Annotated in this window: 14 protein-coding genes; 8 read left to right on the top strand and 6 right to left on the bottom strand. The window is 57.4% G+C overall.

The window, feature by feature from the left end; translation table 11 throughout:
* Positions 1 to 49: 49 nt before the first annotated feature.
* Complete coding sequence (locus CBB91_RS10045) at positions 50 to 2,428, bottom strand: glycoside hydrolase family 2 TIM barrel-domain containing protein (RefSeq protein ID WP_273013915.1); 2,379 nt, start codon at positions 2,426 to 2,428, stop codon at positions 50 to 52.
* Positions 2,429 to 2,676: 248 nt separating this feature from the next.
* On the opposite strand from CBB91_RS10045, the gene CBB91_RS10050 reads away from it, so the two are divergent.
* Positions 2,677 to 3,342 carry a TetR/AcrR family transcriptional regulator gene (locus CBB91_RS10050; protein ID WP_273013916.1) on the top strand — a complete coding sequence of 222 codons (666 nt, stop codon included), beginning with the start codon at positions 2,677 to 2,679 and terminating at the stop codon, positions 3,340 to 3,342.
* A 369-nt stretch (positions 3,343 to 3,711) separates the two neighbouring features.
* Here CBB91_RS10050 and CBB91_RS10055 read toward each other — a convergent pair whose 3' ends face one another.
* Genes CBB91_RS10055 through CBB91_RS10065 form a run of 3 tightly spaced genes read right to left on the bottom strand, consistent with a single transcriptional unit; the run spans position 3,712 to position 7,959 of the window.
* Entirely contained in the window at positions 3,712 to 4,500 is a 789-nt protein-coding gene (locus CBB91_RS10055; RefSeq protein ID WP_035554694.1) for a DeoR/GlpR family DNA-binding transcription regulator, read from the bottom strand.
* Between the two features lie 45 nt (positions 4,501 to 4,545).
* A complete protein-coding gene (locus CBB91_RS10060; RefSeq protein WP_273013919.1) occupies positions 4,546 to 5,838 on the bottom strand; it encodes a TIM barrel protein in 1,293 nt (430 codons plus the stop codon).
* Positions 5,839 to 5,853: 15 nt separating this feature from the next.
* Positions 5,854 to 7,959, bottom strand: a complete 2,106-nt coding sequence (locus tag CBB91_RS10065) for a bifunctional rhamnulose-1-phosphate aldolase/short-chain dehydrogenase (protein WP_273013921.1) — start codon at positions 7,957 to 7,959, stop codon at positions 5,854 to 5,856.
* Positions 7,960 to 8,070: 111 nt separating this feature from the next.
* Here CBB91_RS10065 and CBB91_RS10070 point away from each other — a divergent pair, with 111 nt between their 5' ends.
* Complete coding sequence (locus CBB91_RS10070) at positions 8,071 to 9,486, top strand: carbohydrate kinase (RefSeq protein ID WP_345906797.1); 1,416 nt, start codon at positions 8,071 to 8,073, stop codon at positions 9,484 to 9,486.
* On the opposite strand, the gene lldD is transcribed toward CBB91_RS10070, so the two are convergent.
* A complete protein-coding gene (gene lldD, locus CBB91_RS10075; protein WP_273013923.1) occupies positions 9,487 to 10,623 on the bottom strand; it encodes an FMN-dependent L-lactate dehydrogenase LldD in 1,137 nt (378 codons plus the stop codon).
* Positions 10,624 to 10,764: 141 nt separating this feature from the next.
* On the opposite strand from lldD, the gene CBB91_RS10080 reads away from it, so the two are divergent.
* The 6 genes from CBB91_RS10080 to CBB91_RS10105 all read left to right on the top strand — a co-directional run bounded on the left by CBB91_RS10080 (position 10,765) and on the right by CBB91_RS10105 (position 23,046).
* Positions 10,765 to 12,537, top strand: a complete 1,773-nt coding sequence (locus CBB91_RS10080; protein ID WP_345906798.1) for a nucleoside transporter — start codon at positions 10,765 to 10,767, stop codon at positions 12,535 to 12,537.
* Between the two features lie 322 nt (positions 12,538 to 12,859).
* On the top strand, positions 12,860 to 14,290 hold the full coding sequence (locus CBB91_RS10085) for an efflux transporter outer membrane subunit (protein ID WP_273013925.1): 1,431 nt from the start codon (positions 12,860 to 12,862) through the stop codon (positions 14,288 to 14,290).
* Positions 14,291 to 14,379: 89 nt separating this feature from the next.
* Positions 14,380 to 15,396 (top strand): efflux RND transporter periplasmic adaptor subunit, encoded by a 1,017-nt coding sequence (locus CBB91_RS10090; protein ID WP_345906799.1) that lies wholly within the window; start codon positions 14,380 to 14,382, stop codon positions 15,394 to 15,396.
* A 3-nt stretch (positions 15,397 to 15,399) separates the two neighbouring features.
* A complete protein-coding gene (locus CBB91_RS10095; protein WP_273013929.1) occupies positions 15,400 to 18,528 on the top strand; it encodes an efflux RND transporter permease subunit in 3,129 nt (1,042 codons plus the stop codon).
* 274 nt (positions 18,529 to 18,802) lie between these two features.
* Positions 18,803 to 20,935: a TonB-dependent siderophore receptor gene (locus tag CBB91_RS10100; RefSeq protein WP_273013931.1), complete on the top strand. Its 2,133-nt coding sequence runs from the start codon at positions 18,803 to 18,805 to the stop codon at positions 20,933 to 20,935.
* Between the two features lie 617 nt (positions 20,936 to 21,552).
* Positions 21,553 to 23,046: a PepSY-associated TM helix domain-containing protein gene (locus CBB91_RS10105; RefSeq protein ID WP_273013933.1), complete on the top strand. Its 1,494-nt coding sequence runs from the start codon at positions 21,553 to 21,555 to the stop codon at positions 23,044 to 23,046.
* Positions 23,047 to 24,014: 968 nt separating this feature from the next.
* Here CBB91_RS10105 and CBB91_RS10110 read toward each other — a convergent pair.
* Positions 24,015 to 24,461, bottom strand: a complete 447-nt coding sequence (locus tag CBB91_RS10110) for a DUF3598 domain-containing protein (protein ID WP_273013934.1) — start codon at positions 24,459 to 24,461, stop codon at positions 24,015 to 24,017.
* Positions 24,462 to 24,472 lie beyond the last annotated feature (11 nt).

The raw sequence follows: 24,472 nt of genomic DNA on the forward strand, positions 1-24,472 counted from the left end.
GGGCTTCTTTTTTTATGGGCCGGAGANCGGAACCCTGCCGGGTGAGTTCCTATTCAAAGGGAGGATCTTGTATCTGCACACCGGGATGCTCAAAGCCGATTTTCCGCCGGCTCCAGACTGGAGCGAAAGCCTCCGTCTGTGAGCTGAGTTTGGCATAAACCGTAAAGGCGTCCAGGTCCGGAATGTTCAGCGGCGCGTTCAGCTCTACCCGGCCCAGAGGCGGGATGGTGACGGGAAGGATATCTGAAGACGAGACGTTCCCGGCAGCATCGGTGACGTATAGGCGAACATTTCCGGCGACCGCCTCATAATCATCATTGATGAGGATAAGCGGCACGTCGACGTCTTGCCCGCGCGGATAGGCTTGGTCACGCCATTCCTTCANATACACAAGCTGAGGCGCGAAGACATCTTTCGCATAGCGTTCCCAGCGAGGTTCGAGTTCAAGATTGGTGACGTCCAGAAAGCTGTCGCATGTCGCGCTGGTTGTGCGAATTTCCCACGCATCCGGCAGCAGGTCCTCATCATTGCATTTCGACAAATACACAAAATGCTGGACACCTGCATAGCCGCGCATGGCCCGCCAATAGGCCGTCAATTCAGANGTGACATAGGCGTAGGCTTCNCGGTACTCGTCCGGTGACAGATCCAGTCCGCCTGTCATCGTGTCGAATGCACTCTGTGCCAAGGGTGTCGGGCGACCGAGCTGCGTGATCCAGAGAAAAGCATACTCATTNTTGATGAAGGGGTGCTCTGGCGCGTCCGCATAAGTGGCGAANAGGCCCCAAACGGCCTGTGGAGGCTGGCCGTCCATGGTTGAAAAGTCATCAAGCGTATAGGCGCGATCATTGAGGTTCAGCGCGCCGCCGGAATTCAGCTTGTACGGATGTTCTTCGATAGGGTCATTCGGGCCTTCGGGGCGCTGGTAGCCACCATTCTCCCATTGCCGCGTCGGATCAATCGAGCGAACCCGCGCGATCACCTCGGTCGACATGGGATTATTATTTTCGTTGGCCGCATCCCACCAACCAATGGAAGGATGGTTCCAGCTTTCCCGCACCCAGCCCCGGAACTCTTTCTCAAGCTCGACAATNGACCAGTCCGCAGACTCCGTTCCGCGCGCGACAGACCAGAAGCTGTACTCATCGGCAATGATCAGGCCGNCCTCATCNGCAATGTCATACCAGAAGTTCGGTACCCGGCCATTGTGGGTTCGGATCGAGTTCCAGTGGAAGTCCTTGGGATGACCAGAGAGAAGTTCACGAACCCAGTCCTCATTCCACGGAAGGGTCTTACGTTCCGCATCGCCGAAGAAACGGTGCAGCGCGACATTCGTCCCGCGCAAATAGTATTTTCGATTGTTCAGATAGAAGCCCTTATCGTCTCCGCTACGCCACTCGGCTTTTCTCATCCCGAAACGTGTGGCGCGATCGTCGGTGGCGACCCATTCACCATCAGCGTTTGCGGTTTCAACTCTGGTCGACACCAGGTACAGATGGGGCGTCTCCGGGCTCCACAGCTTGGCGTCTTCTATCGTGAAGGTCTGGGTCAGGCTCGTATTGCTACCCGGTGCCAATGTAACCTCGTCAGATATTTGTGGCACGAATTCCTGCGAGACCGGCCAGGAAGCGGCGGACTGGGACACGCGGGCGCTAAAGGCGGTATCGGACGAATTGTGAAGCTCCGTAATGACCGTCACCTGACCTGTGTCGACATCCGTTTCGACCTTCACATTTGCAATGGACGCATCCCCGGTCATGACGAGACTGACACTATCCCAAAGCCCCGGATACCACCGCGCGACCTCATCATCGTCGCCAGCGGGAACAAAGTCGGGCAACTGGCTTCGGTCTGCGCCGAGCCGGACGATGAGTTCATTTTCGCCGCCGTATTTGATGGCCGTGCTGGCGTCGTACTCTGACAGGGTAAACGGCCCGAAATGCTCGCCCAGCTCCTGACCGTTCAGCCAGACTTTGACGCCATAGGCCGCTTTGTGCAGGCAGATATGAGCTTGTGCAGAGGGAGTGTTCGGCGCGTTGAATCGTGTGCGATACCAGAACACGTCGCGTTGTTTGCTCTTTTTGCCCATCTCGCTGAATGAGGGCGTGGCCTCGGTGATCAATCCGGGGACGGGGGCGCGATGAGCAAAAGCTTCGGGCGCGGTGTCTGAAAGCGGGCCTTCCTCTACGTCCCAGACCCCATCTAGCGAGACCGTTCTGCGTACGGCTTCACCAAAGTCCACATGACTGTTCTGGCAGGCGGCCACCGGATAAGAGCCTTGCAGGCTGGCGGTGTAATTCTCGCCCGGTTCAAACGTTCCGGCCCATTCCACAAAGGCGTCATTCTTCATCAGCGCGACGAGAATGCGAACCCGATTGAAATAGGCGACAATGGCGAGAAGAACCACGAGGGTGATCAGGCCAGCCAATATTCTGAGGGGCCATTTCAATCTTTTGAGCAACATGCAGACCTGCCGGATTCTTTGATGAAGAGCGATGGTGCGCCAAAAGTCGTCCAATTGGACTATTTGTCAATTGAAAATTAGTCCGTTTGGACGTATTTTGTGTTCAATCGCCATCGGCCCGCTGCCTGCTCGTGGGGGGCGTGTGCGTTGACCCCGCGCGGCGATCTTCTAGGGTCGGCGCGGTAGCAATAACCTTTTTGAAGAAAACGAAGTTGAGCCAGACCGCCGAGACCCGAAAGCACCGCACTCCGGTTCAGGACCGGTCCGAAAAGAAGCGGGCCCGTATCCTTCATGAGGCGCGTATCGCCTTCGCGCAGGAAGGGTTCGAGGCGGCGAATGTCCGCGACATAGCAGCGGCCGCTGGCACTCGGCATTCAATGATCCGATACCATTTCGGCACGAAAGAACAGCTCTGGCGAGAGGCGGTTCGGGACATGTTCNAGATGCTNGATCAGGCGCTGGCGCTTGACGACTCTGATGGCGAGCCATCTGGCGGTGTCGAGGGGTACAAGGATTTTCTGCGGCGCTATATTCGCCACTGCGCTGCCCATCCGGAGCATGCCCGGATCATGATCTCCGAAGCCATGCGCGGCGGGGAACGACTCAACTGGATTGTCGAGAACTTCCTCGCCCCGCGGCGCGACCTCGTGGAGCGACAGATGGCGACAGCGGGCAACATTCAGCAAATGCCAAAGATGCACCCGCTGTCATTGGTCTACATCGTCTCGTCGATCTGCCAGATGCCCTATGTCCTGGCCAAGGAGTCGNAGGCATTGTTCGATGTGGACGTGCAGGCACCTGAACTGGTCGACGCTCACATAGAGTCTGTGATCAATCTCTTCTTCCAGTATCGAGAGTCGGACGCATCGGGCCAGTGACGGCCGTGTGTGTTTTGATGTTCGTCAGCGTTGCGCTGTTTTCGCAAGATATGAGCCTTGGCATTTTCTACGTGGCCAGCTGCCTGTTTCTCTTTGCTTGGGGTGGTNGTTTGCCCTTGATGATGGGCGCCGTGGCGGAAGTGGATNTNACTGACCGGGTGACATCATTACTACCGGTTCTGGCGTTNGCCGGAATGGGGATCGGCCCTGCGCTTGTCGGCTTCAGCCCGGGTGGGCAAGACTTGTTTCAAAGGGTNTTGCTGACGACCAGTTTCCTGGTTGCTATCGCGCTCGCACTGTTCTGCCTGGCACAGGTGGNGCGGCGCTTCATGCTTCGGCATTAGGGTCCGGATTCCGAATTTGTCTTNGTCAGGCGTCGGCGATGATCAGCCGGATGCCAGCTGCTTCGATGGTGCTGGCATCCTTGTCGCCAAGTCGCGCGTCTGTGACGAGCACATCGATTTCATTCAGTGGGCATACGACATTGCCTGACGAGCTTTCGAATTTGGACGCATCGGCGAGCACGATCACCTCTTCTGCTCGCTCCATGAAGCGGCGCTCGCTGGCGACCAGAACCACATCATCCTGCATCAGGCCTCGCGCGCTGAGCGCGGCGGCGCCCATGAACAATTTGGGAGCGTGGAAAGCGGGAGTGAGGTCTTCACCGAACAGGGGCAGCACTATGTTCTGTTCCGGAAACACCGCCCCGCCCGGTATCAGCACACGTGTGCCGGGCTGGCCGCCCAGAGCCTGGACGATGTGTAGAGAATTGGTCAGCACCTGCAGATTGAGCCCCTCAAGGAATGGACACATCTGTAATGTGGTTGACCCGCCATCGATCATGATGCCTTCGCCCGCATTGCATAATTGCGCTGCGGCCTGGCCAATGGCTTTTTTCTGCTGGGTGTTCAGAACGACATTCTCATGAAATGGCGTGCCGAACAGTTTCAGATCCGCTTTCGCCTGACCGTCGCTGGACGAAACAGATTTTGCCCCGCCGCGAACGCGGATGATCTTGCCTTCCTCGTCCAGTCGCTCAAGGTCGCGCCGGATCGTGGCCGGTGATCCGTCCAGCTTTGCTTCTATGTCCCGAAAGCTGACAAAGCCGTGCTCTGCCAGCAGGTCCAGAATGATCGATTCACGTTGTGTCGCATGCATGAGCGGTATTTTGGACGACGAACGCTAAGAATCAATCAATTTCGATCAGACAATTCCAGCGCCAAGCCCGACCGCGGCGCGTTCCTGGCTCTTTCGTTCACGGTATTGGCTCGCGCGATAGGTGGCGATCATGTCGATTGCGCCGCCCTTGTCTGCCCGCACGGCCGCGAGAAGCGGGGACACGTCCGTCTTGTAGGCGTCCCTTAGCGTCTGGAAGGCGAGCATGACATCATTCGTTTCCTGCGCTGCGTGCAATGCGTCTCGGTCTACAAGCAGGGCTTTCGAATACGCCGTCACAATGGCGTCAGCCGAGGACATCATGGACTCGATCGGGTCAGTCACATTGTGCGACTGGTCGATCATGTAGGACGGGCTGAAACCGCCGCGTGGATTGCGTTCGGCTTCGACGAGTTCGTTGAACACAAGGAACAATTGGTGCGGATTGATTGATCCGGAATCAAGATCATCATCGCCATACTTGCTGTCATTGAAGTGAAATCCGCCGAGCTTGTCGAAGCGGTGGAGGCGGGCAACGATTTGTTCAATGTTCACGTTCGGCGCATGGTGACCAAGATCGATAAGGCATTTGCATTTCTCGCCAAGCGTCTGGGCGGCCAGGATGGATGAGCCCCAGTCAGAGATGACGGAAGAATAGAAAGCCGGTTCGAACATCTTGTGTTCAAGCAGCATGCGCCAATCATCCGGCAGGGCAGCGTAGATCTCTGCCGCCGCGTCCAGATACCGGTCAAGCGACCGTCCCAGATCCTGCTGGCCTGGAAAGTTGGTTCCGTCGCCAACCCAGACGGTCAGGTCTGTCGCGCCAAGTTTCTTTCCGATTTCGATACACTCGATGTTGTGGGCAACGGCTTGTGCGCGGGTGGCCGCGTCCGTCGATGCAAGTGATCCGTTGGCGTATGAATGTGACTGGCCCGGCTGATCCTGAAATGTGTTGGAGTTGATCGCATCGAAGCCCAACCCGAGGGCTTCGGCGTCGCGGCGCAGGGCGGAATAGTCTTCGACCTTGTCCCACGGGAAATGAGGACTGACGCGCGGAGTCGCCTGCGACAGCTGGTTGATCACCGCGCAGTCTTCCAGTTTCTCGTGAATATTGGTCGGCTCTCCGGGGATCGGAAATTTCGCGAACCGGGTGCCGCCGCGGCCGGTGCCCCAGCTTGGAACCGCGACGCTGAAATCAGACACTTTCTGGCGTACGTCGCTGATGTTGATGCCGTTGCGCGACAGTTTTCGTGACAAGGCGGCGTAGTCTTCCTCGACAGCTTCGAGGCGTTTGTCATTCTGTTCGGCGATCAGGTCCGCGGAAATGGGAAGATGTGTCATCGAGGCTGCTCCCGTTTAGCGCGTGAAGGCTTGTGCGTTGCCAGCATCTACATTGAGCATGTTTCCAGTCGATTTGGCAGACATGTCGCTGGCGAAAAAGTACACTGCCTCGGCAACGTCAGCAGGCAACACATCCCGCTTCAGCATTGAGCGTAGCCTGTAGTGCTCTTCCAGTTCCTTGCCCGTATCAATGCCATGTGCGCTGGCGCGTTCCTTGCGCCAGTCGCCATCCCAGATACGAGACCCCTTGATTACAGCGTCCGGGTTCACTGTGTTCACGCGGATGCCGTGCGCGGCGCCTTCCAGGGCGAGGCAGCGGGCGAGGTGGTTCGCTGCAGCCTTGGCAGAGGCATAGGCGGCGGCGCCATTTGCGGCGGCCACGCCATTCTTCGAACCAATAAAGACCATTGAGCCTTCGCCCTGTTGCTTCATCAGCGTGAAGGCGGAGCGCGCGGTCAGGAAATAGCCTTCAGCCAATACGTCAAAGTTCTTTTTCCACATTGCGGACGTGGTCTCTTCGAATGGCGCAGACGAGGCAATTCCAGCGTTCGCGACGAAGATATCGCAGCCCCCGAACTCGACCGCGCACGACTTGAATGCCGCAGCAACGGCGGCTTCGTCGGTCACGTCGCAGACTGCGGTTCTGATGACATCCTTGCCGAATTCGCTCTGAAATCCAGCCGCCGCTGTGTCCAGCGCAGCTTCATCGCGATCAAGCAACATCACGCAAGCGCCTTCGCGCATCAGGCGCGCAGCGGTTGCCGCGCCAATTCCGCCAGCGCCTCCGGTGACAACTGCAATCTTGCCGACCAATGGNTTTGGCTTTGGCATGCGCTGCAGCTTTGCTTCCTCCAGCGCCCAATACTCGATGTTGAATGCCTCTTGTTCATCCAGCGCGACATATGCGCCGATGGCTTCAGCGCCGCGCATGACATTGATGGCGTTTCCGTAGAACTCGCCCGCGATCCTGGCGGTGGCCTTGTTTGCGGCAAAGGTGATCCGACCAACGCCCGGAACAAGGACCACGACAGGGTTGGCATCGCGCATGGCAGGGTCATTCGGGCCCGCGCAGCGTTGGTAATATCCGGCATATCCTGCGCGGTAGTCTTCCAGGGAGGATTGCAGGTAGGCCTGATCGTTCAAACGTTCGGGATCGAGCGTGAGTGGTGCGATCTTGGTGCGCAGGAAGTGATCCGGACACGATGTACCAAGGCGGGCAAGTCGTTCGAAATCGGCTGACCCAACAAATTCCAGTGTTTCTGCATCGTCGGAATAATGGGCAAGTTTCGGCCGGTCCCCGGTCATCAGCGCGCGCAGTTTCGGCATCAGGGCAGCGGCTATGGCGCGCCGCTCCGGATTTGGCGCCACGATCTCGCCACCGAATGCGGGCGCATCTCCGAGTTTCTCATTCAGGTAACTCGCTGCGTCTGCAATCAGCTGGATTGTGTGCTCATAGCAATCCTTGGCGGTATCCGCCCAGCAGATGATGCCGTGACCGGCCAGCATCACGCCCTGAACGTCAGGGTTCTGTTTTACATAGTCCCGGATCATGACGCCCAGCGTGAAGCCTGGCCGTTTCCACGGAAGCCAGCCGATCTTGCCATTCCATATTTCCTGCGTGGCGGCTTCGCCTTCTGAAGATGCCGCAAGCGCGATGATGGCGTCCGGGTGGACGTGATCAATATGTGCAAAGGGCAGAAGCGAATGGAGCGGTGTATCGATGGAGGCCGCGCGGGTGTTCAGATTATAGGTGCAGTGCGGAAGATAGCCGACCATCTTGTCGTCATCNTCGGGGCCGGAATAATGCTTTTCCAGTTCAAGCAGTCTGGATTGGTAGAGCGTNGCGAANCCNTCGATNTTCATGGAGCCGATGTCGCCACCGGANCCTTTNACCCACAAGACGTCAACAGTCTCACCCGTTAGCGGATCAACACCTTCAAGTTTCGCCGATGTGTTGCCACCGCCAAAGTTCGTTACGGTGAGATCCGATCCCAGCAGGTTGGATCGATACAAGAGCAGCTCAGGAGGGGACAAATCAGCGGCCACATCNTCGTTCCACAGGCTTTCGGGAACGGCGAACTTTGTGGCGGAGCGGGCGAGAGCTTCGGTATCAGTGGACATGTGGGGCCTCCAAACGACATCTTTCGGCTCGCTAGCATTTCAAATTGCCAAATTCAATCATTTTCGCTTAATAATGATCATTGTTGTGGAATCAATTGTTGGAGTATCCGAATGAGTGCCGTCATCGTGCTCGACGTCGGCAAGACGGTCAGCAAGCTCAGTCTTTGGTCTCCTGACGGAGATATCCTGGCGCGGGAGACCCGGGCGAATGAGCGTGTGAGTTCAAATGGGCGCGCCACGCTGGACGTTGATGGCATCTCCGAATGGCTGATTTTCACGCTCAAGAAATTCGCGCCTCTCGCAGAAGTCGNCCACATCATCCCGGTCGCGCACGGGGCAGGACTTGTTGTGGTGAAGTCTGGCCGACATGTNATTCCGCCGTTCGATTACGAAGTNCCCATTCCGGACGATGTNCGGCGTGGCTACGCGGCGGAGAGGGANCCGTTCGAAATTACTGGTTCGCCCTTTCTGGCCGACGGTTTGAATGCGGGGGCGCAACTATACTGGGCGGTGCAGGAGAATGATGNGGTCCTGGATNACGCGACAATCATGCCGTGGGCGCAATACTGGGCATGGTTTCTGTCAGGGGAAATGCGCTCGGAAGGCACCAGCCTGGGNTGCCACACGGATTTATGGGCGCCGATGGAACGGGACTTTTCNCCCATGGCGAAGCGGTTAGGCTGGGNGCAGCGTTTTGCGCCNGTCGCCTTNGCNGGAGAGCCCATTGGACAATTGCGCGGCGACCTNGCCCANAGGACCGGATTGAGTNCAAACGCTGTCATTCATTGCGGACTGCACGATTCGAATGCGGCGCTCGTGGCGGCGATGGGCTTCCCTCAGTTCGCTGAAGACGAGATGAGCATCGTTTCAACGGGTACATGGTTCGTAACGATGCGGCGACCGGAAAAGTCTGCTGACTTGCCCGCNTTGTCTGATGAAAGAGATTGCCTCGTCAATGTGGATGCGTGGAACCGGCCAGTCCCATCTGCACGCTTCATGGGCGGGCGGGAGATTGAGCGNCTCGTCGCGCCGGATGCGCAGCGAGTGGACCGGAGGCAGGATCAGGCGCGNTTGATGGACGCTGTGCCGGACGTGATGAGGTCTGGCGCGCAATTGNTGCCCTGTTTTGCGCCGGGATTTGGTCCTTATNCAAAGCGCTCAGGNCANTGGATTTCAAAACCCGGAACGGCAGATGCCAGAGGGGCGNCCATCAGTCTGTATGCCGCTCTGATGACGAATACCTGTCTTGACCTGGTTGCTTCAACGGGGCCCGTCCTTGTGGAAGGGCGTTTTGCAGGGGCTGAGGTTTTCGTGCGTGGGCTGGCATCCTTGCGGGGTGATGATCAGGTGTTTGTATCGAGTGCGCAGAACGATGTTTCCTTCGGGGCGCTCAGGCTGATCTATCCTGATCTGGAGCCGCAAGGCGTTCTGGAGAGGGTTGAGCCTCTTCCCGAAGACCTCGGCAAATATGCATCTGGATGGGAAAGTCATCTGGCCGAAGCGGAGTATGACCCGCAGGGGCGCTGACTATTTTCTGTCGAGCAGATCGCTGGACAGGTCAGGCACGGACTTCGCACCCATCAGCACCATCGCAATGCGCATCTCATGTTCGATCAATGAGATGAATTGCGATACGGCAGTCTCTCCCCCCGCGGCCAGTGCGTAGATGTAGGCCCGTCCGAACATGACGGCATCCGCGCCGAGGCAGAGCGCTTTTAAAACATCCAGTCCGTTGCGAAATCCGGAATCGACGAGCACTTTCATTCGTCCGTCGACGGCATGGACGATGTCAGGCAATGCTCTGATGCTGGACGACACGGTGTCGAGTTGGCGGCCGCCATGATTGGAGACGATGATGCCATCGGCCCCGAGGCGGACGGCGTCGTCGACATCGTCACGATCCAGAATGCCNTTTATCACCAGGTTTCCNGACCAGGTGTCGCGAATCCATTCNAGGTCGCGCCATGAGATCTCGGGATCGAAATTNNCGCCNAGCCATCCGATATAGTCNGACAAGTTTGTCTTTTTCCCTCGGTAGACAGATATNTTNCCCAAATCATGCGGGCGCCCCATCAGCCCGACNGACATGGCCCATTCGGGATGTGTGATGGCNTGGTACATGCGCNTCAACGGCGCNTTGGGCCCNCTCATGCCNGAGTGGGCATCNCGGTANCGCGCCCCNGGNACAGGCATGTCNACAGTAAANACAAGNGTGCGCACNCCNGCGGCTTCGGCGCGCTCAAGCACATTCTTCATGAAGGCGCGGTCTTTCAGAACGTAGAGCTGAAACCAGATCGCGCGATCTGTCTTGCTTGCGACTTCTTCAAGAGAGCAAACCGAGACCGTTGAAAGCGTGTAGGGAATGCCCGCCCGCTCGGCAGCCTTGGCGGCCTGTACTTCGCCCCTGCGGGCATACATGCCTGTCAGACCGACCGGGGACAGGCCGAAGGGCGCAGCGAGGGTTTCGCCAAACAAGGATGTGCTCAGGTCAATCGATTCGGACCCCCGCAAGACGCGTTGCCGTAGCCCGATCGACTGCAGATCGGATGTATTCCGCGCGAGGGTCTGCTCTGCATTTGCGCCCCCATCGATATAGTCGAACAGGAATTTCGGCAGCTTGCGACGTGCGGCAGCACGAAAGTCTTGTGGTGATGAAATGATCAAGGCCGTCGCCTCCCTGATGGTTTGCCGACCACTCTGGCGTGTTCGTGCTTGACGTACAATAAATCGAATGCAATCAACAATGATAATAATCAATCAAAATATGTCATACATGTGCATGTGATTCAGGGGAGGAACATCGCAATGTCGATTGCTGGAGCGGACGCCGCAGGCGCCGTCGAAACCGGTGAGCCGCAGAATCTGGACTTCCNCCCGGTTCCGCCTCGCAAGCTTCAACCCGCTGGATATTTCGCCGGAAACTATTCGGGGGAGCATGTTGCAGGTACGGAATTTGTCATCGGCGCATTGTTTGCCGGGGCAGGNGCGGCTGCGTCCGATGTGATTCTCGGTTTGCTCGTCGGAAACTTGCTGGCAGTTCTGACATGGGCCTTCATCACCGCACCGATTGCGGTCGACACACGCCTGACACTCTACGCCTATCTCGAGAAGATTGCAGGTCGCCATTTCCTGAAGATCTATTCGGTTGTAAACGGCGTGATGTTCCTCGGGCTGGCCGGATCCATGATCACCGTGTCTGCCTCAGCTGTGCGCGTATTCTACAATTCGGCAGTCCCCGGTGCGCCAATTGCTCCGCAGACCGGAATGTTCCCCACCGACATTCGGTTTGTGCTCATCGCCTTGGCCGTGGGGGCCGTCGTGGTCGCGCTTGCTGTCTTGGGCTTCAAAAGGCTCGCGCAGTTTGCAGGCGCGGTCGTACCCTGGATGATCTGCATCTTCCTTGTCGGCGCCCTGGTGCTCTATCCCTTGCTGGCTCAGGCAACCGGAAGTGCCTTGCCCGCGGTATCAGGCGATGTGTTCTGGCAGGTCCTCTCAACACAAGTGTACCAGCCCACCCCGATGGAGGGCGCTTTCTGGTCCATCCCGAACGAAGCCAAGAGTTTCTGGTCCATTGCGGCCTTTGCNTGGGTCGCCAATCTCGCAATGCACGGATCCCTGGGAGACATGACGCTGCTGCGCTTTGCGAAGAAAAAGTCTTACGGTTGGTTCTCCGCACTCGGCATGTTCATAGGTCATTTTGTCTGTTGGGTCTGCGCAGGCGCGATGGGGGCGGGCGCGGCCTATGCGCTCAATACACAGATAGGTCTGCTGGACCCCGGCGCGGTGGCGACACAGGCGCTAGGCCTTGCGGGGGTTATCGCAGTCATCATCGCCGGCTGGACCACATCCAATCCGACGCTTTACCGGGCAGGNCTTGCGTTTCAGAGCCTGAACCCTGCCTGGAAGCGTACCCATGTCACCATTCTCGTTGGCCTCGTCACCATGGTGCTGGCGTGTTCACCCTTCGTGTTTACCCAATTGCTTGGTTATGTCGGGTGGATGGGGCTGATCCTGTCGCCGGTAGGCGCGATCATCGTCGCGGAGCATTGGTTGTTTCCGCGCACAGGGCTTCGTCGGTACTGGACTTCGTATCGCAAGTCGGGGCTGAATGTGCCCGCAGTTCTNGCCTGGGGCGCGGCTCTTGCCATCATCTCTGTGCTGTATTTTGGCGCCGGTGTGCACCAGTTCTTTCTTCTGCTGCCTGCATGGGCCACCGCGACGATTGCCTATCTGGTACTCGCGCGCAGCTTCGGTNCTGCGAAACAATATCCGCAGGCGGAGATTGAGGAAGAGACGCTCGCGATGCGGAAGGCGGAGGAGGCTCGCTATCTGGCGTCGGGCGCGCCAATTGACGAGTCTGGCGGGCACACACTCTTGTGGTGGGGTTTGCAAGCAATCGGCTTCCTATCCCTCGCATGGATGCTGGTGTCCGGCGCGCAACTCCTTTTCGTCGATGCGGCTGCNTACCCAGGTGCCCTTGCCGCNTTCCGCGAGAACGTCATCTGGCCAAGCCTTGTCTTCTTCGCCTGCGCNGCGCTGGCGGTGATCATTCGTGGGGAGAAGCGGGAGCTNTCCTGAGCGATTTGAACACGATTTGCCTGATCGCCCGACCAGGGCGCAGCAGCTAGAATGAATGGCAGCTTTCAGGAACAATGAGGCGCGACCGAGCGAGAAGGACTCTGACCTAGAGAAATGTTCTGCATTTCTGGAATTCAGACCATTCCTGGCGGGCGCGAAGGAATTTGTGTCCGCCAAGTCTCGTGCGCTGCTAAAGGCCAAACGGAGGTGGAGGCGCGCGCTACCCTAAGGAGGACTCCGTAGAATGAGTTATAACGAACATGTGAGGAGTTTCTCGACAACTATCACTGGATATTAAGGGCCAGTGCGGTACATGCGCGGCATGAAAGCCGTTTTCAATCTGTCCCTTCCTGTAGCTGCTGTAGCGATTTTGGCAGGATGTGCCTCTGTGCCGNAGCGGCCGGAGGAGGCCGCTTTACCTGTGGGCGGAGATTTTCTCAGTGTGGAGGCAGAGCTTCCGTTCAACACTCAATGGTGGACGCAATTTGGTGACCCCGAACTGACCGCGCTGGTCGATCGCGCCCTGTCTGCCAACAAGTCGCTTGAGCTGGCCTCTGCCAACTTGCGTGCAGCAGAGGCCTCTGCGCTCGGGGCGCGTCTTGGGCGGAGTTATTCGACGTCGGCCAATACGACAGCCGAAGTCGGCCGGGCAGCTCGGTCNGGCGAAGATGTCGATTTGTCTGTTCAGGGCGGACTAGGCGCCAGCTGGGAGTTTGATGCGTTCGGTCGGATTGAGGCTCAGATCGCGGCGGCAGAGTTCGATGTNGAGGCTGCGCGACAGGCACGCCGAGACGTGGCGGTGATCGTCGCCAGCGAAACGGCACGTAATTATGTGCAGATGCGCGGGGCGCAAACACGGCTCGAAGTTGCGCGCAAGAATGCCCAAACCCAGGCTGAAGGGCTCGAATTGCTTCAGACCCTTTTTGACAATGGTCGTGCAACCCGGCTGGACCTTGAGCGTGCTGAGGCACAATACCGGACAACGCTCGCCTCATTGCCCCGCTACGAAGCGACGATCCAGTCGTCTCGAAATGCTCTGGCAGCGCTGACAGGGCGGGCGGCGAACGATCCGGATGCCTCTTTGGCGAACCTCGTCTCCACGCGTTTGGACATTCCGGAACATGAGGGAGCCATCGCAACGGGCTCCCTGGCTGAACTGGTACGGAGACGCCCGGACATCCGCGAAGCTGAAGCGACCATTGCCCGGCAACTGGCCCTTGGAGAGGCGGCGCGGGCCGATTTGTTTCCAACAATTACGCTCAACGCAGATCTGTTCGCGCTGTTCGACGACAGCAACAATGTCGGGGATCTGTCGAGCTTCGGGTTCGGCATTGGGCCGTCCATCAGCTGGGCTGGTCCCGACCTCAGACGCGTCCGCGCTGATATCGCGGTTGCGGATGCCGTCTCCGAAGCGGCAATTGCGCAATATGAGCAGACAGTGTTGAATGCGCTCAGTGAAGTGGAGTCGGCGCTGACCGACTACACCAACGAATTAAGGCGGCGCGACGATCTTCAGCGCGCCGCCGCCTCAGCGCGCCGTGCGATTGATCTGGCGCGACTGCGTTTCGAAGAAGGCCTCGATGACTATCTCGACGTTCTGGAGGCCCAGAGAACCCTGCTGACTGCGGAAGACCAGTTGGCGGAGAGTAGATTGCAATCATCCAGCCTCGCGATTGCTGCGTATAGAGCGTTGGGTGGAGTAGAGTTGATGGACGGAACTNCGCAAGCCGATCCAGAAATGGCNTTGGAATGAACATGTTGAACAGATTTGCCTCTCTTTTCGTAAGTGCTTTGCTCTTTTCCGGGCTGGTTGCGAATGCTCAGCGCAACAGTCCTGCAAGTGTGTTTGTCGAACCGNTTCAGGAACGCCATTTCTCTATGCGGATCGAAGCGCTCGGTACNCTGGAACCGAATGAGCAGGTGGATTTGACCCTGAATGCGGCAGACCGTGTCCGNGCGATCTATTTTGACGATGGCGACCGTGTGCATCAGGGCAAGACATTGCTGTCTCTGGCTCAGCGCGAGCAGGTTGCCNTGGTAGAGGCCGCTGAGGCGACTTACGATGAAGCACGCCGCCAGCAGGAACGTCTTGCTCGGCTCGCAGAGCAGCAGGCCGTTTCACAATCCGAACTTGATCAGGCCAATCGCAATCTGGATAGCGCGGCGGCTCAGTTGCGCGCAGTTCAATCACGCCAGCGCGATCGTGTGCTCGTTGCACCTTTTGATGGCGTGCTCGGGTTCCGGATGGTCAGTGTGGGATCATATGTTCAGCCGGGTGATGTGGTCGCCAGGTTGATTGATGACAGCGAAATGAATCTCGATTTCTCGGTGCCATCCACATTCTTGCGGACCCTTGAAAAGGGCACCGCGATTGAGGCGCGCTCTGACGATTTTCCTGGCGAGACTTTCGAAGGCACTGTTGCCTCTATCGACAATGCGATTGATCCTGTCACTCGGTCCGTTCGCGTGCGAGCCACCTTGCCNAATCCNGACCGTCTGTTGATCGCGGGCATGTTCGTGCAGGTCACGCTGGTTGCAGATCCGCGTGTCTCACTGTCCATTCCGGAGGAAGCCGTTCAGCCGGTCGGGCCGCGTACATTCGTGTTCGTCGCCGCCGAAGAAGGTGGTNAGCGCGTTGCGCGGCGCAAGGAGGTCACGCTGGGCCTACGCCAGGCGGGACAGGTGGAAGTGCTCTCCGGACTGGTCGAAGGTGAAGAGGTCATCACGGAAGGCGTGATCCGGGTTCGTGAAGGNGGCGCTGTCANTATTCGCGACAAATCCATGCTGGAGCCGCAGGCAGTCAGCGGGAAGAAAAGATCAGGCAGTTCAAGCGGTTCTTCATCATCTGCGGGACGCTAGAAAATGCTGCTGTCCGATACATCCATCAAGCGGCCGGTATTTGCGTCGGTTCTCGCGCTCATCCTGGTGATATTCGGTCTGGTCTCGTTCGAGCGCTTGCCGCTCCGGGAATACCCGGACATTGATGCGCCGATCGTCTCGATTGATACGAGATACCCCGGTGCATCTGCCAGCGTTGTTGAAACGCGCATCACGCAAATTATCGAAGACCGGATCGCGGGTGTTGAAGGCATCAGATATATCGACTCCAACTCAAGCGATGGACGTTCTCGTATCAGCGTCGAGTTTGGAATCGACCAGGATATCGATGTTGCCGCGAATGACATCCGGGACCGAATTTCCGGAGTAATGGATAATCTTCCCGAGGACACGGACCCGCCAGAAGTCGAGAAGGCCGACTCCAATGATGATGTGATCATCTGGTTGAACCTCGCTAGTGAAACGATGACGACGCCTGAGCTTTCTGACTATGCTCAGCGTTACCTCGTGGATCGGTTCTCGGCGCTTGATGGGGTGGCGCGTGTACGGGTGGGCGGTTCCCGCGACTATGCGCTTCGGGTCTGGATTGACCGTCGCAAATTGGCCGCGAGAAATCTGACCGTTTCCGAGATCATTCAGGCGCTCCGTAGCGAGAATATCGAAGCCCCGGCAGGCAGCCTTGAGTCCGAGAAGCGAACGTTTACGGTTCGTATCGACAGGACCTTCCGGACACCGGAAGAGTTTGCGGCGCTCGTCATTGCTGAAGGCGCAGACGGATATCTCGTCAGATTGGGCGATGTGGCCCGCGTCGAGCGTGGCACCGTGGAAGACCGCAACATGTTCCGGGGCAATGGTGTCCCGATGGTGGGGCTAGGCATTATCAAGCAATCCACCGCCAATACGGTCGAGGTCGCTGCGGGTGCGAGGGATCTTGCTGAAAGGCTCAACGAAACCTTGCCGGAAGGCATGATCATCGCGCGCAGCTTCGACAGCTCGGTTTTCATCGATGCTTCCATTCGCGAAGTCTACACGACATTGGCCATTGCGGTCGGGCTTGTCACGCTCGTGATCTTCATCTTCCTGGGAAGCATTCGAGCGACCATCATACCGGCCATTACCGTGCCGATTTCCATCGTCGCCACATTCATCGTGCTCTACGCGCTCGGCTTGTCGGTAAACCTGCTCACCTTGCTGGCTCTGGTTCTGGCAATCGGGCTCGTCGTGGATGACGCGATTGTCGTTCTAGAGAACATTGTCCGACGGATTGAGGAAGAGGGTGAGACACCGCTCGTCGCCGCGTTTCGCGGGACACGACAGGTTGGCTTTGCAGTCGTTGCAACCACGCTCGTCCTGATTTCGGTATTCGTACCGATCACCTTCATGCGGGGCGACGTTGGGCGACTGTTTACGGAATTCGCGCTGACCATGGCGGCTGCGGTTGCGTTTTCGAGTATTCTTGCTCTGACTCTGGCACCGATGCTCGCCTCCAAATTGCTGAAGCGCGAGAAGAATACCGGCGTGATGGCGGCGTTGCCGAACGCCATTGATCGTGGGTTTGGTCGCTTGCGCGTTGGGTACGCCTGGGTTCTGGACAAGCTGATTATGCGACCCATCGCCGTCGGCGCCATACTCATCGCCCTGTTTGGCGGGGCTTATGGGCTCTCCCAGACCATCGAACAGGAATATGTCCCCATCGAGGATCGCGGAGCGTTCTTTGTATCCATCCGCGGCCCTGAAGGGGCGTCCTATGATTACATGGAACGCTACATGGACGAGATCGAACGTCGTATGCTTCCTTATACCGAGAGCGGCGAGGTCAATCGTTTGCTCCTGCGCGCCCCAGGTTTCGGAAGCTCATCGTTCAATCAGGGCTTCATGATCGTTGTGCTAAATGACTGGTCCGAACGCCGACCTGCGGACGAGATCATTGGTGAAGTGAATGGAAAGCTCTCTGACCTGCCCGGCATTCGCGCTTTTGCCATCATGCGGCAGGGCTTGGGCGGCGGAACGGGAAAACCGATCCAGTTCGTGCTGGGTGGACCGTCCTATGAAACGTTGGTCGAATGGCGAGACACGTTCATCGCAGCGCTTGAGGAAAACAATCCCGGCCTCGTCGATATTGATTGGGACTACAAGGAGACGCAGCCGCAATATCGTATTCAGGTGAATTACGACCGTGCGGCCGATCTTGGTGTGACCGTATCGGACATTGGCGAGACACTTCAGACGATGCTCGGCTCGCGACAAGTGACGACATATATCGACGATGGCGAAGAGTATGACGTCATTCTTGAGGGGCTTAGGTCAGAGCAGAATACGCCGAATGATGTGCAGAACATCTATGTGCGGTCTGCCCGTTCTGGCGAACTCATCCCATTGTCCAACCTCGTAAGCATCATGCCAATCGCCGATAGCCCGACGCTCAATCGCTACAATCGCGTCCGGGCAATCACGATCGAGGCCGGCCTGGCTGATGGTGCCGCGCTCGGAACTGTGCTGGACGCCATGCAGGCGACAGCGCGCGACGTGCTGCCCCAGGAAGCCATCATCGATTTCAAAGGCCAGTCGCTCGACTTCAAGACGTCGGGACAGTCGATCCTGTTCGTGTTCGCAACGGGGCTGGTCATCGTCTTCCTCGTGCTTGCGGCGCAGTTCGAAAGCTATCGCCACCCCATCATCATCATGCTGTGCGTGCCAGCCACGCTGGCGGGTGGCATGCTGGGCATCTGGCTGACCGGCAACTCCCTGAATATCTACACGCAGATCGGACTGATCATGTTGGTGGGGCTTGCCGCGAAGAATGGCATTCTGATCGTGGAATTTGCAAACCAGCTGCGGGACGAAGGGCGAGAGTTCCACGACGCGATCAAGGAAGCCTCTCTNGCGCGGTTCCGTCCGATTGTCATGACCAGTTTGACAACGGCTGCAGGGGCGTTGCCGCTNATCNTGTCGAGCGGNGCNGGCGCNGAAACGCGGTCAGCGATTGGTGTCCTCATCCTGTTTGGTGTNATNGCAGCAGCGCTGGTGACAGTGCTGTTCGTTCCAACTGCGTATGCGCTGATTGCACGTGGCANCGGCTCTCCCGGAGATGTCGCCCGGAAGCTGGAAGCGGAAAGTGCGAGCGTCGATCAGGCGGCTGTGCCGGCCGAATAGCCTGTGTCGCTTTTTGTCGCTTGGTGTCGCNGAGACTANTCGAACTGTCTGCNCAGCTACAAAACATGATTGGCTTGGCCGCGCGATGCCCAGGGGCACGCACCAATGCTGTGAGCGAAGTGTGGCTTCTTCGTCACGACGATTGATATTCCAAAGAAAATGANCCGCATTCTCAGGAATGCGTGTGTCATGCGATTGACTTGCAATAACATGCCTCGTAGGTGCCCTCTAGTATTGAGATGCATTCTCACATCTGTTTTCTAGAGGTTACATCATGAGTATTTCGAAGGTTGGCGCAGTCAGCACNGTCGCGCTTGTTATCGGCATGGCTGCCGCGTCGCCGGCATTGGCACAAAGCAGCGACGATGAGAGCCGTCAGGAGACCGTGATCGTCACGGGCACGACAGGTTCGTTCGGCGCGACNAAGAANGAAACGCCCATCGTTGAGACCGCACGATCGCTGTCNGTCGAAACGTCTGACATGTTCATCGACAAGGGNGCGCTGCGTCTCGCTGANACGCTGACCTATGTCGCGGGTGTGACCGCCGAGCCTTATGGCTTTTCCACACGGGGTGACTTCCCGTTCTCCCGTGGCCTCAGCATCCCTCGCTATCGCGACTCCGTTCAGGAATTGTTTGGCAGCTATAATTCGACCCGCGCCGACGTTTACACGATTGAGCAGGTTGAGGTTCTGAAAGGGCCCGCCTCTGTCCTTTACGGTCAAGGATCCCCTGGCGGGATCGCAAACTATGTTTCCAAGACTCCTCAGGAAGACTTCGGTGGTGAAATCGCTGCGGAGCTCGGCAACTTTGATCGCTACCAGATTGCAGGTGACGTGACCGGGCCAGTCGCTGNATCGGACGGAAAGCTGCTTTATCGTGTCGTTGGCGTCTATCGCGATACGGGTACACAGATTGACGAAGTCGACGAGACCACCACGGTCTTCATGCCATCCCTTTCCTGGCTACCGACACCTGATACGAAGTTCACTATCATCGGCTTGCTGCAGGAGACTGACAGCGACGCNGCCGCCCAGTTCATTCCGATTGAAGGGACGCTGGAGCCTCACAATGTGACGGGNGAGTTCATCGACACGGACGTNTATGTCGGCGAGCCTGGTTTCAATCGTTACGACACAGATTCCCAGCAGGTCACCTTGCTGGCTGAGCATCGCATCAATGATGTGTTCAAACTCGAAGCAACCGCCCTGTGGCGCTCTGGTGAGGCNGACTACCANCANGCNTGGCCAACATTCACAGGTGCCAGCCGCTATCTGAATCAATATCTGGGCGCGCCTCTCTTTACCGAGACAACCGTAGCTCGAACCTTCTATCAGGGCGACAACACGTTTGATCAGCTGGCGGGCGACGTCCGCGTGCGTGCGGACTTCACGACGGGCGCGTTTGAGCATCAATTGCTTGCAGGCGTACAATATCAGGACGTCGAAACGGACAGCGATTCTTCGTACTATTTTGCCGGTGGCGTATTGCAGGGCGATTTCAGCTATGTCTTCGACCTGGCAAATCCGGTGTACGGAAACTACCCAGACCAGGCCGTGTTTGACGCCATCTATAACGACAATCCGGCTTCTACAGTTCAGGATCTCGGCATCTATGTTTCCGACCAGATTTCCTACGAAAACTGGCGCTTCACGCTTGGCCTTCGTAGCGACAATGTCGAAAATGACAGCGGCACAGTTGTTCAGGATGATGATGCCATTTCAACCAGCGTCGGTGTGCTCTACCGGTTCGACAATGGCTTTGCGCCTTATGCGAGCTATTCGGAATCCTTCGAGACTGTCGTTGGTACAGACACGACGACGGGCAACCCGCTGAAGCCGCAAGAAGCGCGTCAGTACGAAGTTGGCGTCAAGTATGAGCCGTCTGCGTTCCCCGGACTGATCACGTTGAACTATTTCGATATTGAGATTTCCAATCTCGATAATCCGAACTCCCTGCCGGGGGCTGCCTCCCAACAGGAAGGCGTCGGCACGCTGAAAGGCTTCGAGTTCGAAAGCCATGTCCAGTTTGACACTGTGTATGTCCAGGCAGCGTTTTCGACACTGGACGCGGAAGATCCGAATGGCTTCCAACTCGCTGCTGCGCCAGAAACTCAAGGCTCGGTCTGGGCGACGTGGCGGCCGGATGGCCAGTGGACCGGCTTCAAGTCAGGTGCCGGCGTTCGCTATGTCGGCGAAACTGTCTCCGAGAATGGTACATTGCGTTACGTGACACCGGACTACACGCTGGGCGACCTGATGGTTGGCTATGAGTGGGACCAGTGGGACTTTGCAATCAATGCCCGCAACATCACCGATGAAGATTATCTGACCGGATGTCTGACGCGTGGCGATTGTTTCCCCGGACAACGCCGGACAGTTGTTGCAAGCCTTCGCTACAAATTCTAAGCCGAGACTCATATGAGCCCAACCGACTACATTTTCGCAACGCTCGCTGCCTTGGGCGGTCTGCTTGGCCTGGCGCTTCTCTACTCAGTGTGGCGCAAGCCGGGGCGTCCGGNGATGCTTGTGGTCGGTTGGGCTCTCGTGCTTTCGAGCCTCCTTGTCTGGTTCATGGTGAACATGGATCGAGGTGTTGCGCAGATCGCATCCATTTTGATGCTGGTCGTCGCGGGACTGATTACCTGGCCGGGCTTGTTGGGCACTAATGGAATGCATGCGCCAATACGCATCAGAACGATTGAAAACACGCCCCCACAGGCCGCATCAATTGTCCAAAAAGCAACAGCCGTCGGTTCGGGTATCTGGACGTTCCTGCTTGCAGGACCTGTCGCGGGCGTGATCTCATTTTATGCAGGAGGCGCGCTGTTGCGCGTCACGGTTCCGGAAACGGGCAATCCNGCAAACGCAGCNGTCGGNGCGTTTCTATTCAGCCTGGTTGCATGGGCNTTGCTGAGTACATTGTTGTTGATGGAACAGCGTAAACTGCGTCGGACCCTCTATGCGCTTGGCGCGTGTGCAGTCGCATTGGCTGCAGCTTTCATTTAATTCGTCGGGACAAGCTCATGGCAAAAACGATCTGGCCAAAATCTTCCAGCGCACGTGTGGACTCTGCCTTGTCTGCGCACTCTGTNATGGGGNTGGTAATTAGCGCATTGCTGTTCGTTCTGTGCCTCAGCGGAACGGTCGCGGTCTTTGAAGACGAAATCGAGTGGTGGGAGCAAGCGAACACGCCGGTCGTACATTCGGTTGATCCTGCAATCGTGCAGTCTTCCGCCGATGAATTGCTGAAGCGCGATCCGGATACGACCCATTTGTACGTATATCTCCCTCGTGAGGATTGGCCGCGCTATGTCGTGGGCGGCGACAACGGGTCTTACGCCGTGAGTGAGNCCGGGACGTTTGTTGCAAAGCTGGAAGCGCCGTGGAACGAATTCCTGATCGAGCTTCATTANTATCTCACCATGCCNCACAGNTTTGGCATCATAATCGTAGCGATATTTGGCGTGATGCTCGTCTCTATGGCCATNTCTGGCCTGNTGGCGCATCCACGCATTTTCAGGGATGCGTTCCGGTTCAAGCGNTCAGGNCAGGCGNGGCTGGCGCAAGTGGATTTGCACAATCGGTTGAGCGTCTGGACGACACCTTTCCTGGTGGCCGTGGCCGGAACTGGAGCGATGATCGGTTTGTTCGGAGTGGCGGCGCTCGTGTTCGCGCAGACAAATTATGGCGGTGATACCAGCAAGTTGAGCGAAGCCATCTTTGGCGGCGAGGTGCTTGAGCCGGATGAAACACCCGTGCCGCTGACGGGCGTGGACACGGCGATGATCAATCTGTCGCGCGATGTCGTCGATGCCAATCCGTTTCTGATCGTGGTGCATGAACCTGGACAGAAGAGCCAGCACATCCAGTTCTATAGCGACGAAACCGACCGCCTGATTTATGGAGAGACATACACTTACTCAACAGATGGCGAATTGCTCGCAACCGGTCACAATTCTGATGGTCCGGCAGGGCAGCAGATCGCGCTGTCGATGTATAAATTGCACTTTGGCGACTATGGTGGCCTCTGGATCAAGGCGGCTTACTTTGGTCTGGGGATCATGCTGTGCATCATCGTTGCGACGGGCTTGAATATCTATTTCCTCAAACGTCGGGAAAAGGGACGCTCGGCCCCTCGGCTTGAGGCGATGTGGAGCGGCTGGATATGGGGGAGCACCGCAATGCTGCCTGTGACGCTCACAGCCAGCTTGATGGGTATAGGTGTTGCCATGCTGATCGCGGTCTACTGGCTTGGGTCGATCCTGTTGGCCGCAGCCGCCTGCGTATGGCTGACGGCAGCGAAAGCAGGGCGACTTTACAGAGGGGGCGCTGGTCTTGCCATGCTGGCCGCGCCGGCGATCCATCTCATTCGCGGCGAACTGGTGTGGTCAAATCCATACGCGGTTGGCGTGTCTGTTGGCCTTGTTGTCATTGGCGCATTGTTCGTGTTCAGGGCAGTCGGCTCGTTCGTGGAGCTACCCCGCAGCGTGCGCGCCTCTGAGACTGAGGCGGCTTGAGGGCGCTATTCTTTCGTCTCAAGAGCCTGGAACCATGCGCCGTTTGGCCCCTGTANGGTTACTGACTTGCAGCGTCCGATGCCGGGAAGGTTNTGTTCAACANCTTCAACCTTTGCANGGTTGGAGACNGGAGCNATATCCTCCACGAATAGCGTGGCGCCCAATAGNCCACGAGCNGGAGGCCGGGCCGTTTCGAACACGGANGTNTGNGANCCCGCGGGCAAACCATAGTTTATGATCCCAAAGTACGGCTCACTGGTCTTTGTGCCAACATTCCAGGCTCTTAGCTTCATGGAATCCGCACTGCCGACAAGTGCGTCAAAGCTCTCATCGTCAAGTCCGTATCGATGAATCACCTCCAAGCCGAACGCGTCTTCCAGAAAGGATAATGTGGGCTCTTGGTCCTGCACGGGGCCGGAAATGCTTTGGGGCTCGCTGACAAGTCTGTCACGAACCGTCGCAAGGGATTCAAACCTGTCAGGATCACCGCTGATAAGTGCGCAAACAACTCCGTCCGGTCCCCACAGGTGCGCTTCACGGAAGCGTCCTTCTGGTGTGTCATAGTCTGCGACTTCTGCTTTGAAGCGGAATCCGGATTTTTCGATTTCAGCCATGGCCGCATCAAGATCAGGTGCGTAAAAGTCGATCACTTTCAGGGCATTGCTATCGGAACCACGCGCCGGGTTCCGGATCTGGAAATCCGTACCGGGGGAAAATTGGATGAGCCTGACGCCAAATTGCGTTCCGGGCGTTTGAAGCGTGACTTCCAGACTTTCCTGATCCTGTGTTCCCCAGATTTCGGAGGTTTCCGGTGCGGTCCGTTCCAGACGACCAATTTCCTCAAGGCCGAATGCGGCGAAGAGTGCAATGTGTCGTTCTACGTCGCTCGACGAGATGATGGGCCCGTGAATGCGGAGAGTTTTCGGGGTTTGACTTGGGGAGGTCATGAAACCAGATCCTTGATCGGACTATAATGTGGAGCGCGTTTCGTTTGTCAGCGTGATCTTGAAGAGCTTGTCATCTTTGAACCAGTGCCATGTGCGAGCGCGGCTTTGGCCGTCTTCACTGATCTGGATCATCTCACAAACTCGAATGGAGGGGTCATCTGCATAGGTGAAGTTGAGATACACTGTCCGATCGTCGACCTCTTCCATCCAGCCGTCGAGGCGATCTTGCCATTCCAGGCGATTGTTCCTGTGATCTGCCTTCAGTGTTATGCGTGTCTCCCGTCCATCGCTCCAGGTGTTGCGGATATCGAGAACGAAGTCTGCATCTGCTTCGAGCGGAAAAGACGAATGCGTGTCGACCTGGTGCCGGTCTAGCACGTCACCTTCCGGAGTTATGTGGGTGTAGGTTCCTGTCCAGCTGCCACAGCCGCGCGCGAGTAAGGGAAAGTGCTGGGCGGTTTGATTCATGGCGGGAGGCT

It is taken from the genome of Hyphomonas sp. TMED31 (assembly GCF_002172815.1).
In the GTDB taxonomy this organism is placed as follows: Bacteria; Pseudomonadota; Alphaproteobacteria; order Caulobacterales; family Hyphomonadaceae; genus Hyphomonas; species Hyphomonas atlantica.